Genomic DNA, 11,822 nt, shown 5'->3' on the forward strand with positions numbered 1-11,822 from the left:
CCACCTTCCTCGTCCAGCACTGGCTGGGCGCCGAAGGCATGCCACGCCGCTACGCCGACTACGCCAACGAATTCACCGCACTCAACGCCATCTCCAGCGCCGGCGCCTTCCTCCTAGGCGTATCGACGCTGTTCTTCCTTTACAACGTGTACGCCGCCCTCCGGCACGCCCCGCAGGTCGCCGCGGACGACCCCTGGGGGTACGGCAACTCGCTGGAGTGGGCGACCTCCTGCCCACCGCCCCGGCACAACTTCACCGCGATCCCACGGATCAGATCGGAACGGCCCGCCTTCGACCTGCACCACCCCCCGAGCGGGGCCAGGGAGGTGGCGGGCGGTCAGCGCTGAGAACGCATCCGCCGGACCGCGAACTGCGCGGTGCGGAGGGCACCGGACGGCGAGAACCGCATGGCGCGCCAGGCGGCCCGGCCCGAGGCCGGAGCGACGATCAGCGCCTGGTTCTTCTCGATGCCCCGCATGATGTCGTGGGCGAGTTTCTCCGGGGTGTAGAGCCTGGGCTGTGCCTTCTTGATCTCGCTCCGGCCGTCGCCGCTCATCGACGTTTCGGGCAGGCCGGGATTGATGTGGGTGAGCAGCGGGGTGTCGACGAACCCGGGGCACACCACGCTGACCTTGACGCCCCGTTCGGCGGCTTCCGCACGCAACCCGAGGGACAGCCCGACCACTGCGTGCTTGGTGGCGGTGTACGGGATGCCCATCGGCATCGGGACCAGGCCGGCCAGCGACGCGGTGTTGACGATGTGCCCGGACCCCTGTTCGAGCATGATCGGGTATGCCGCGTGCACGCCGTGGACGACGCCCTTGAGGTTGATGTCGATGGCCCGGTTCCAGTGGTCGAGCGTCATCTCTTCAGCCAGGCCGCCGATGGAGATGCCGGCGTTGTTGAAGACCAGGTCGAGCCGGCCGTGCTCGTCCCTGACATCGCGGTAGAGGGCGAGCACGGCGTCGGCGTCGGAGACGTCGAGGGCGGCGGAGGCGGCTTTGCCGCGGCCCAGGGTGTTGAGCTTGTCGGCGACCGCTCCTGCGCCGGTGACGTTGACATCGGTGACGATCACCGTGTCACCGCGGTTCACCAGCGCGGTGGCGACGGCCCGGCCGATCCCGGAGGCGCCTCCGGTGACGATCGAAATGCCCATGTCCGCTCCGCTCGTAGATCGCTATTGGATGAGATGTCGAATTCTATGGGGCGCATGTCGGGCAGCGCGGTGTCAGGCCGCGGGGAGGGCCCGGCGCGACCGCTGTACCGGCTCGTCCCAGATGCCGAAGGCCCGCCACAGGACCCGGCTGGCGGGGGTGAGCAGGCCGAGTTCGGCCGCCAGATCGCGGATTTTCGCGACGCAGTTCCGGATCTCCTCCTGGGCCGCGTCGTTCTTGTACGCCTCGCGGACCACGTCCCGGGGAATACCGAAGTGGCGCACCATCGGGCCGGGCGGGGAGAGCATGATCCGGGCCATCAGGCCGATGATCACGGGAGTGGCCAGGCCGAGCATGCGGCGGCGGACCGGATGGATCCGGGGTACCCGGTTCCTGAGGTAGTGCCGGGCGAAGGAGATGTGCCGGGCCTCCTCCGCGACGTGGATCCGCATGATCTTCTCTTCGAGCGGATGCGTGATGTGGCCGTCCTTGAGGGCTTTGCGCTGGACGTAGTCGATCGGGTCCTCGCCGCCGAGCACGAAGATGAAGAACAGCTCGGTGGACAGCCGGGGGATCAGGGGCGCGAGCTGCGCGGTGGCGTCCAGCGACTTGGGCATGCCCCGGATCGGCATCCCGGTGCGGTTGACGAACTCCTGGAACATCATCCCGTGGTGACATTCCTCGGTCGTCTCGTGGTAGACGTACCGGAACTCGGGGCGGCCGTTGGGCAGCCGGTAGGCGTAGGTCAGCAGGCCGCGCTTGAGCAGGTTCTCGAACTGCAGGCCGATCTTCATGGCGGTGGCGACCCGCCACAGCCCGATCCGCGCCTGGACGTCCTCGGGCTGGGACCGGTACCAGGTGGTGGAGCCCAGCCGGTCGGTCTCCGGCAGGATCCAGCGGGGGTCGGTGGGGTCGACCTGGAACTCCGGGTCGCCCCAGGGGATGTCGGCGTACGCCTCCCAGTGCTTGTCCACCGAGGCCTTGTTCAGCCGGTCGATGACACCCAGGTAGGACGCCCGGTCGGTGAGCTTCTCGCGGATTTCCTCGTCGAGACCGGTCGGGGACTCGTTCATGGGTCAACTCCCAGGGGATCGGGGGGAGGCCGGAGGGATCAGGACGGCGGCGATGCTCTTGATCTGGGTGATCACGGCCCGCTGGTGGCCGTGCTCGTCACCGTCGAGCGAGTTCTGCAGGGACAGGCCGACGAACAGCGCGAACATGCTGCGCAGCATGGTTTCTTCCAACTCGTCGGGTAGTGCGGCGTCGGGAAAGAGCCGCCGGAAGGTGTCCTGGATGACCTCGAGGACGCGCTGGTTGAGGTCGATGCAGACAGGTCGTAGCTCGTTGTCGGTACGCGCGGCCATGGCCAGCTCCATCAGGGCGAGCGCGGGTGGCTGGCGGACCACGTTCCAGAACAGGTCGAGGGCGCCCTCGACGTTGCGGCGCTGGGCGGGCAGCACGGCGAAGGCCTGCTCGAAGGCCAGCCGCTGGCGTTCCAGCATGTGCTCCATCGCGGCCGTGACCAGCTCCATCTTGGTCGGATAGTGGTGCTGCTGGGCTCCTCGGGAGACGCCGGCCCGGCGGGCGACTTCGGTGGTGGAGGTACCGGCCCAGCCGAGGTCCACCAGGCATTGCATGGTCGCGTCGAGCAGCCGTGTCCGGGTGCGGGCCCGGCGTTCTTCCTGGGTGCCGGACCTGGGGGGGCGTCGGTGCCTGTTCACGACCACGCCGCCACGGTATGTCCGGACATACATGCAATCAAGCCTGCTTGTATGTTGCCCTCATCACTATTGGACATCTTGTCTACGAGGGCCGGGGCGGAGGGCCGTCGGACGCCGCGGTTAGGGTGGCTCCATGCAGGTCATCCAGTCCGCCAAGCTCGCCAACGTCTGCTACGACATTCGCGGTCCCGTGCTCAAACGGGCCAAGCAGATGGAGGCCGAGGGGCACCGCATCTACAAGCTGCACATCGGCAACCCCGCCCCGTTCGGATTCGACGCGCCGCACGGGATCCTGCAGGACATGATCCGGAACCTGCCCGATGCGCACGGGTACAGCGACTCCAAGGGCATCCTGACCGCCCGGCGGGCCATCGTGCAGCACTACCAGGACTGCGGGCTGGGCGGGATCGACGTCGAGGACGTCTACCTGGGCAACGGCGTCTCCGAGCTGATCGTGATGACCCTCCAGGCGCTGCTCGACGACGGCGACGAGGTGCTCATCCCGGCGCCAGACTACCCGCTGTGGACGGCGGCGACGTCCCTGGGCGGCGGTACTCCCGTGCACTACCTGTGCGACGAGGAGGCCGACTGGGCGCCCGACGTGGCGGACGTCGAGTCGAAGATCACCGCGCGGACGAAGGCGCTGGTGATCATCAATCCGAACAACCCGACGGGCGCCGTCTACCCGCCCGAGGTGCTGCGGCAGCTCACCGAGGTGGCCCGCCGGCACGGGCTGCTGATCTTCGCCGACGAGATCTACGACCGGGTGCTGTACGACGGCATCACGCACACCTCGATCGCGACCCTCGCGCCCGACCTGCTCTGCCTCACCTTCGGCGGGCTGTCCAAGAACTACCGGGTGGCCGGGTTCCGGTCCGGCTGGGTGGTGCTGTCGGGGCCCAAGGAGCACGCCGAGTCCTACATCGAAGGGCTGGAGATACTGGCCAACATGCGGCTGTGCCCCAACGTGCCCGCGCAGCACGCGATCCAGGCGGCGCTCGGCGGCCACCAGTCGATCGACGAGCTGGTGCTGCCCACCGGCCGGCTCGGCGAGCAGCGCGACCGCGCCTGGAAACTGCTGAACGACCTGCCCGGGGTGAGCTGCGTCCGGCCCAAAGGCGCGCTGTACGTGTTCCCGAGGCTGGACCCCGAGGTCCACCCGATCGAGGACGACATGCAGTTCGCCCTCGAACTGCTGGAGCAGCAGAAGCTGCTGGTGGTGCAGGGCACGGGGTTCAACTGGCCGCGCACCGACCACTTCCGGGTGGTCACCTTGCAGCACGCTGACGAGCTGGAGGAGGCCATCGCGCGGATCGGTGACTTCCTGCTCGCCCGCCGTCGCGGCTGAGCCCGCTCAGGAGTCGATGCGGCGCAGCGCGGCCCGGACGACCGCGGGGTCGGTGGTGGTCCAGAACGGTGGCAGCGATTCGCGCAGGAAACTCCCGTACCGGGCGGTGACCAGCCGGGGGTCCAGCACGGCCACCACGCCCCGGTCGTCCATGGCGCGCAGCAACCGGCCCGCCCCCTGCGCGAGGAGCAGCGCGGCGTGGGTGGCGGCCACCGCCATGAACCCGTTGCCGCCGTGTGCCGCCACCGCCCGGGTGCGGGCGGAGGAGACGGGGTCGTCCGGGCGGGGGAACGGAATCCGGTCCATGATCACCAGTTGCAGTGACGGGCCCGGCACGTCCACCCCCTGCCACAGCGACAGGGTGCCGAACAGGCAGGTGCGCTCCTCCTCGGCGAACCGTTTGATCAGCAGCGGGGTGGCGTCGTCGCCCTGGCACAGCAGCGGGTGGCCGAGCCGTTCGGCCAGCTCGTCGGCGGCCTGCCGGGCGGCCCGCATCGAGGAGAACAGGCCGAGGGTCCGCCCGCCCGCCGCCTCGACCAGTTCGGCGATCTCGGTCAGGTAGGACTCGGCGAGGCCGTCCCGGCCGGGCTGCGGCAGGTGCTTGGCGACGTAGAGGATGCCCGCCTTCGGGTGGTCGAACGGTGAGCCCGCGTCCAGCCCCGACCAGGCGATCTCGTCGGACTTCTCGGCCGGTCGCTCCAGGGGCGGCAGCCCCCACTGCCGGGCCAGCGGCTCGAACGAGCCGCCCAGGGTCAGCGTCGCGGAGGTCAGGACCGCGGTGCGGGTTTCGAACAGGGTGGAGCGCAGCAGCCCGCCCACCCCGACCGGCGCGACCCGCAGCGCCGGGGGCCGCCTGGGCCGGTCGGGCTGGACGAACGGCCGGTCGAGCCAGACCACGTCGGTGCGGGCGGCGATCTCGGCTTCGAACGCCTCCAGCAGCCGGGCGCAGGTGTCGTGCAGGTCTTCCAGCGCCGACCGGGCCGCCCGGCGGATCGCCATCTGGGCCGGATCGACGTCCTTTTTGTCGGGACCGAGTGCGGTGATACAGCCGTGCGTGGCGTCACGGACCGCGGCGATCGAGTTGCCGAGGGCGGGCGACAGCACGTCCATCCGGCCGGGCGGATGCTCTTCGAGCATCAGGACGAGCCCTTCGCCCGCCTCCTTCAGCCGGTCGGCGACGCCGTCCTCCACCAGCCGCCCGCAGCGCCTGGCCGCGGCCTCCACGACGGGGCCGCTCACCTCGGCGGTGGCCGCCGAGGTGACCCGGTCGACGAGCTCGTGCGCCTCGTCGACGATCACCACGTCGTGCTCGGGCAGCACCTGGAACTCCTCCAGGGCGTCGATCGCCAGCAGCGCGTGGTTGGTGACCACGATGTGCGCGTCGCCGGCCTCGGCCCGGGCCAGCTCGGCGAAGCACTCGGTGCCGTACGGGCAGCGCTGGGCGCCCAGGCACTCCTTGGCGGTCACCGCCACCTGCCGCCACGCCTGCTCGCTCACCCCGGGCACCAGCTCGTCGCGGTCGCCGGTCGTGGTCTCCTCGGCCCACTCGTTCAGCCGCTTGACCTGGCGGCCCAGCGACGACAGCAGCTGCGGGTCGAACAGGCCGGCCCCGTCCTCGGGGTCGTCGGGGGCGCCGGCCTGCATCCGGTGCCGGCACAGGTAGTTGCGGCGGCCCTTGAGGATCGCGAACCGCAGCTCCTGTTCGAGCAGCGGTTCGAGGGCGGTGGCCAGCCGGGGCAGGTCGCGGTCGATGAGCTGGCGCTGCAACGCGATCGTCGCGGTCGACACCACGACGGTGGACCCGGTGGCGACCGCATGCCGGATCGCCGGGACGAGGTAGGCCAGCGACTTGCCGGTCCCGGTGCCCGCCTGGGCGGCCAGGTGCTCACCGGAGGCGACGGCGTGCCCGACGGCCTCGGCCATCTTCACCTGCCCCGGGCGTTCGGTTCCGCCGACGGCCTGCACGGCGGCGGCCAGCAGAGCGGTGAGGTCAGGGGTCTTGGTGGCTGAGGCGCTCAGCGGGACAGCGGTGGGCACGGTACGGCACGCTACCCCGCCGCACCGACCTTCCGCGCCCGTCTCGGGGTGCTCTAGGCTGCGGCGACCAGCACAGATCAGGGAGTCACATGGTGCGCTTCGCCCCCCTTGCCCGGTTGCCTCGTCCCGCCCGGTGGGCCGTGCGGGTGCTGGCGGCGCTGCTGGCCCTGGTGCTGGTGGCCGCGCTGTACGCGACGTGGACGGTCCGCCGGTCCTTCCCGGAACTGGGCGGCCGGGCCACGGTGCCGGGGCTGAGCGGGGACGTCACCGTCCACCGCGACAAGTGGGGCGTGCCGCACCTGTACGCCGACGACGGCGCCGACCTGGTGCGTGCCCAGGGCTACGTGCACGCCCAGGACCGGTTCTGGGAGATGGACCTGCGCCGGCACATCACCACGGGCCGGCTGTCGGAGCTGTTCGGCGAGACGGCCCTGGAGACCGACAAGGTGGTGCGCACGCTCGGCTGGCGGCGGGTGGCCGAGCAGGAGCTCGCGCTGATCGCCCCGCAGACCCGGGCCTACCTGGACGCCTACGCCCAGGGCGTCAACGCCTGGCTGCGCGCGCACGGGAACACCGCGACGCAGAGCCTGGAGTACTCCGTGCTCGGCCTGCAGCGCCCCGGCTACCAGCCCGCTCCCTGGACGCCCGCCGACTCCCTGGCCTGGCTGAAGGCGATGGCCTGGGACCTGCGCTCCAACCTGGAGGACGAGCTGTCCCGCGGCCTGGCCGCCACCAAGGTGCCCAGGGAACGCGTCGACCAGCTCTTCCCCGGCTACGACTTCGACCGCTTCCCCACCATCGTCCCCGGCGGCCCCGCCGCGGGCGGCGACCCGGCCGCGCCCGCCGCCACGGGCCCGGCGACGGCCCTCACCCGGGTCCGGGCGGCGATCAGGGCGATGCCGACCATGCTGGGCAACGGCGCTCCCGGGCTCGGCTCCAACTCCTGGGTGGTCTCCGGCAGCCGCACCACCACCGGCCGGCCGCTGCTCGCCAACGACCCGCACCTGGCGCCGCAGATACCGTCGATCTGGTACCAGGCGGGGCTGCACTGCCGGAAGATCACGGCGGGCTGCCCGTTCGACGTCACCGGGTTCACCTTCTCCGGCGTGCCCGGGGTGGTGATCGGCCACAACGACCGGATCGCCTGGGGGTTCACCAACCTGGCCCCCGACGTGAGCGACCTGTTCCTGGAGCGGGTGAACGGCGGCACCTACGAGTACCGGGGCAAGCAGGAGCCGCTGCAGGTGAGGACCGAGCGGATCGAGGTCGCCGGCGGCCGGCCGGTGACGCTGACCGTGCGCTCCACCCGGCACGGCCCGCTGATCTCCGATGTGATGGACGACGCCCGCACCGCCGGGCGGGGTGCCGCGGTCGCGCTGCGCTGGACCGCGCTCGACCCGGGCCGCACCGCCGACGCCATCGTGAAGCTGAACACCGCCCGGGACTGGACGTCCTTCCGGGAGGCGGCGAAGTCGTTCGAGGTGCCCGCGCAGAACCTGGTCTACGCCGACGTGGACGGCAACATCGGCTACCAGGCGCCCGGCCGGATCCCGGTGCGCCGCAAGGGTGACGGGACCTGGCCGGTACCCGGCTGGACGGGCGAGCACGAATGGACCGGCGACGTACCGTTCGACGAGCTGCCCACCGCCTACAACCCCGCGGCCGGCTACATCGTCACCGCCAACAACGCGGCTGCCGGGCCGAAGGCCCGGCAGCTCACGAAGGACTGGGCCTACGGCTACCGGGCGGCGCGGATCGACGAGCTGCTCAAGGGCCCGGCGAAGCTCGACCTCGCCGCGATGTCGCGCATCCAGTCCGACACGCGCAACGGGTTCGCGCCGGTGCTCGTGCCGCACCTGCGCCGGGTCGGCGGGTCCGGAACGGACCTCCTGGCCGGCTGGGACTTCACCCAGCCGGCCGGCTCGGCGCCGGCCGCCTACTACAACGCGGTCTGGCGGCGGCTGCTGCTGGCCACGTTCAACGACGAGCTGCCCGACGGTGCCCGGCCGGACGGCAACGACCGCTGGTTCGAGGTCGTGCGCGCCCTGCTCGACCGGCCCGCCGACCCCTGGTGGGACGACGTGCGCACGCCGGGGGTCAAGGAGACCCGCGACGACATGCTCCGCCGGGCCGTCCGGGAGGGGTACGCCGAGGTGCGCGACCGGCTGGGCGACGACCCGGGCGAGTGGCGGTGGGGCGACCTGCACACGCTGAAGCTCAGCAACGACACCTTCGGCAGCTCGGGCATCGCGCCCGTCGAGTGGCTGTTCAACCGGGGGCCGCTGCGGGTCGGCGGTGGCTTCGCGATCGTGGACGCCACCGCCTGGGACGCGCAGAGCGGCTACGAGGTGACCGCGGTGCCGTCGATGCGGATGGTCGTCGATTTGGCCGACTTCGACCGGTCCCGCTGGATCAACCTGACCGGGGCCTCGGGGCACGCCTTCCACGCCAACTACTGGGATCAGGCCGTGCTGTGGGCCCGGGGCGAGACCATCCCGATGCGTTCGCGCCCGGCCGCCGTCCGCGCCGCCGCCACCCACACCCTCACCCTGACCGCCCGCTGACCCGGACCGCGGGGGCGGCTCGGATTCTGGACGGTCGTCCACAGTTCCTACGCCTGCTGTGGCGGGGCGGGCGCGGCTGCCAGGGTCGAGAGCATGGCCGACAACACGACCGGGGGCCGCCGGGCACCGCTGGTGATCCGCTCGCCCCACGACGCCGTTTCCGCCGTCCCCTACCTGCTGGGCTTCCACCCCGACCAGAGCCTGGTGGCCATCGGCACGCACGGGCCGCACGGCACATGCGCGCTCCGGCTCGACTTACCCGAGCCCGATGCCGCCGCGGCGGCCGGCCGGCAGGTGGCCGGGTTACTGGCGCGGCACCGCTTTCCCCGGGCGCTGCTGATCGGCTACGGGCCGGTCCGGCAGGTGACCCCGGTGATCGACGCGGTCGGCGTCGCGCTTGCCGGCGAAGGCGTCGAGGTCTGTGAGCTGCTGCGGGTCGAGGGCGGCCGCTGGTGGTCCTATCTCTGCACCGACCTGGGCTGCTGCCCGCCGGAGGGCACGCCGTTCGACGTGTCGACGAGCGTCGTCGCGGCGCAGGCGACCTGGGCTGGGCATGTGGCGCTGGCCGATCGGGCCGAACTGGTCCGCTCGGTGGCGCCGGTCGGTGGGGTCGCCCGTGCGGCGATGCGCCGGGCCACCGGGCGGGCCGAGGCCCGGCTGGCCGGCTGGGCGGGCGGTGCCCTGGCCGTGCGGGCCCGGCTCGAAGGTGAAGGGCTGCCGGTGGTGCGCGAGCTGTCCGGACGGGCCCGGGCCGGTGGTGATCCGCCCGACGATGACGAGGTCGCCTGGCTGGGGCTGCTGCTGACCAGCGTGCGGCTGCGCGACGAGCTGTGGGTGCGCATCGACGAGGAGCATCTCGACGCCCACATCGCGTTCTGGCGGTACGTGCTGTGCCGGGTCGAGGAACGGTACGCGGCGGCCCCGGCCTCCCTGCTGGCGTACGCGGCCTACACGGCCGGCGATGGCGGGCTGGCCAACGTGGCGCTCGACCGGGCGTTCGGCGCGGACCCGGGGTACTCGATGGCGAAGCTGCTGCGTGAGGTCATGCGCTGCGGGCTGCCGCCCTCGGACGCCCGGCTCCGCATGACCCCCGAGGATCTGGCCGATGCCCACCTCCCCCACCCCTGACGGGTCCGCTCTCCCGGCCGGGCGCGGACCGGCCGGGAGAGCAGGGTCAGGAGACGGCCTCGCCGGGGGAGCCGGGGTCGAGGCGGCGACCGCGGTGGCGTTCGTTGTAGGCGCGCATGCGCGGCGGGTAGCCCACGATCTGCACGTCGTAGACCGGCAGGCCGAGGTCGCGGGCCACCTTGGCGATGACCTTGGGCGAGCCCACCCGCCGGCGGGTCCACTCGCCGTCGTCGGCGACGGCGACGGCGGTGGTGTCGGTGGCGAAGGTCTCCGGCTCGACGTAGAACTCCACGCCGGGGCGGCTGCGCGCGAAGGCGATCAGAGCCTCGACATCGGCGTCGGTCGCTTCACGGTCGAACGTGGAAATCCTGGAGCCGCGCGATTTGCGAATTCCGAAACGGTCCCGAAACCTCATCCGGCCTGCCCGTCGTCTGCCCGTCATCCGATCCGCGACCGCCTGACTCCGGCGCTTCGCCGGCTCCGGGCTGTGCGGTATGTCGATAACGAGCACCGGGATACGGGGGTTCCCGACATACTTACGTCAGTGCTGTGGCGGGTTGTCCTAACCGCCCTACACTTGCCGGGATCGTTGATGATTGTCGCCGTATCGCGGCCGTTCGGTGCTGTGCTTCATGCTGTTCGGCGGGCTATCCAGTGGGGGCGCGAAGGTGTCGGAGATGACGGAGGCGGTCATCGGGGCCGTGAACCGCAACCGGGCCATGGTGGCGGTGGCGCTGCTGGTCTGCGTGTGGTTGACCGTCATGCAACCCGATCCGGAGGTCCCCGCGACCGCCCATGCCGCCGCCCCCACGACTCCGGCGAAGCGGCCGCAGGCGGGTGCGACCAGCCCGTCCCCGAAGCCCAAGACGGGGCTCGTGCCCGTGGTGGCACCACCGCGGCGGAACATCGACTGCACGGTTGTCAAGTGCATCGCCCTGACCTTCGACGACGGGCCGATGCCGGGAACGGCCAAGCTGCTGAACACCCTGGCCGCGCACAAGGCGCGCGCCACCTTCTTCGTGGTCGGCGTCAACGTCGCCGCCTACCCGGATCTGGTCCGCCGGGCCGTTGCAGAGGGCCACGAGATCGGCAATCACAGCTGGTCCCACGCCGACCTCGGCAGATCCTCCAAGGGCAAGGTCAGATCGGAGATCGGCCGCACCCAGGACGCGGTGCGCCGGGCGATCGGCCGCCCGCCGGACCTGTTCCGGCCGCCCTACGGGTCGACCGACGGGCAGGTCGCCGCCATCGCCCGGCAGAACGGGCTGCCTCAGATCATCTGGTCGGTCGACACCTTCGACTGGCGCGACCGCAACAGCCGGGTGGTGGAGCGCCGCGCCGTGCGCGAGGCCCATCGGGGCGCGATCATCCTCATGCACGACATCCACCGCACCTCGGTCTCCGCCGTGCCGCACATCCTGGAGGCGCTGGCCCGGAAGGGCTACGTGTTCGTCACCGTCTCGGAGCTGTACTCCGGCCAGACGCTCAGCCCGGGCACCAAGTACCGCCACCGCTGCCCACCGCCCCCACCGCCTCCGCCCGCGGTCCCGGCTGCGCCCACCGTCACGCCCTCGGTGGCACCGTCGCCGGGTACGCCCTCGGTCACACCTCCGGGCGCCGCCGGCACGCCGTCCGCACCCGCCGGGGTGCTGGCGGCGCCCTCCGCCGCGCCTCCTTCGGCACCGCCGTCCTCGCCTCCCGTGGAGCAGCCGCCCGCCGATGCCGAGGAGTGCGAGGGTTAGCTGTTCTGTCCTGACAGGTTGGTGACGCGGCTGGCGGGTGGTTGGCCGTCCAGGGCGGTGTGGCCGCGGTGGTGGTTGTAGGTGTGGAGCCAGGTGGGGAGTGCTTGGCGGCGTTGGGTTTCTGAGGT

Annotated in this window: 9 protein-coding genes and 2 pseudogenes; 5 read left to right on the forward strand and 6 right to left on the reverse strand. The window is 71.7% G+C overall.

Annotation, left to right across the window (positions count from 1 at the left end; genetic code table 11):
* Window positions 1-347: pseudogene (locus DPM19_RS34525) on the forward strand (cytochrome ubiquinol oxidase subunit I); the annotation flags it as partial.
* On the opposite strand, the gene DPM19_RS34530 reads toward DPM19_RS34525, so the two are convergent.
* The 3 genes from DPM19_RS34530 to DPM19_RS34540 form a co-directional block, all read right to left on the reverse strand.
* Window positions 338-1,156, reverse strand: coding sequence for an SDR family NAD(P)-dependent oxidoreductase (locus DPM19_RS34530; RefSeq protein WP_111872320.1), 819 nt, complete (start codon window positions 1,154-1,156; stop codon window positions 338-340). The pseudogene DPM19_RS34525 and the gene DPM19_RS34530 sit on opposite strands and share 10 nt — an antisense overlap.
* A gap of 72 nt (window positions 1,157-1,228) precedes the next feature.
* Entirely contained in the window at window positions 1,229-2,227 is a 999-nt protein-coding gene (locus tag DPM19_RS34535) for an AurF N-oxygenase family protein (protein ID WP_111872321.1), read from the reverse strand.
* A 3-nt stretch (window positions 2,228-2,230) separates the two neighbouring features.
* Window positions 2,231-2,875, reverse strand: a complete 645-nt coding sequence (locus DPM19_RS34540) for a TetR/AcrR family transcriptional regulator (protein ID WP_233511113.1) — start codon at window positions 2,873-2,875, stop codon at window positions 2,231-2,233.
* Window positions 2,876-3,008: 133 nt separating this feature from the next.
* On the opposite strand from DPM19_RS34540, the gene DPM19_RS34545 reads away from it, so the two are divergent.
* Complete coding sequence (locus DPM19_RS34545; protein ID WP_111872322.1) at window positions 3,009-4,223, forward strand: pyridoxal phosphate-dependent aminotransferase; 1,215 nt, start codon at window positions 3,009-3,011, stop codon at window positions 4,221-4,223.
* A gap of 6 nt (window positions 4,224-4,229) precedes the next feature.
* On the opposite strand, the gene DPM19_RS34550 is transcribed toward DPM19_RS34545, so the two are convergent.
* The gene (locus tag DPM19_RS34550; protein WP_233511115.1) at window positions 4,230-6,260 is read right to left on the reverse strand and encodes an ATP-dependent DNA helicase; all 2,031 of its coding nucleotides are present in this window, start codon (window positions 6,258-6,260) and stop codon (window positions 4,230-4,232) included.
* Window positions 6,261-6,349: 89 nt separating this feature from the next.
* Between DPM19_RS34550 and DPM19_RS34555 the strand changes: the two genes are divergently transcribed.
* On the forward strand, window positions 6,350-8,824 hold the full coding sequence (locus DPM19_RS34555; protein ID WP_111872323.1) for a penicillin acylase family protein: 2,475 nt from the start codon (window positions 6,350-6,352) through the stop codon (window positions 8,822-8,824).
* A gap of 93 nt (window positions 8,825-8,917) precedes the next feature.
* The gene (locus DPM19_RS34560) at window positions 8,918-9,952 is read left to right on the forward strand and encodes a DUF4192 domain-containing protein (protein ID WP_111872324.1); all 1,035 of its coding nucleotides are present in this window, start codon (window positions 8,918-8,920) and stop codon (window positions 9,950-9,952) included.
* A 46-nt stretch (window positions 9,953-9,998) separates the two neighbouring features.
* Here the strand turns inward: DPM19_RS34560 and DPM19_RS34565 are convergent, their stop codons facing one another.
* A complete protein-coding gene (locus DPM19_RS34565) occupies window positions 9,999-10,367 on the reverse strand; it encodes a hypothetical protein (protein WP_111872325.1) in 369 nt (122 codons plus the stop codon).
* 262 nt (window positions 10,368-10,629) lie between these two features.
* Here DPM19_RS34565 and DPM19_RS34570 point away from each other — a divergent pair, with 262 nt between their 5' ends.
* Entirely contained in the window at window positions 10,630-11,694 is a 1,065-nt protein-coding gene (locus DPM19_RS34570) for a polysaccharide deacetylase family protein (RefSeq protein ID WP_233511117.1), read from the forward strand.
* Here the strand turns inward: DPM19_RS34570 and DPM19_RS34575 are convergent.
* Window positions 11,691-11,822 (reverse strand): annotated as a pseudogene (locus DPM19_RS34575) (integrase core domain-containing protein); the annotation flags it as partial. The gene DPM19_RS34570 and the pseudogene DPM19_RS34575 sit on opposite strands and share 4 nt — an antisense overlap.

It is taken from the genome of Actinomadura craniellae, assembly GCF_003289645.1.
GTDB lineage: Bacteria > Actinomycetota > Actinomycetes > Streptosporangiales > Streptosporangiaceae > Actinomadura_D > Actinomadura_D craniellae.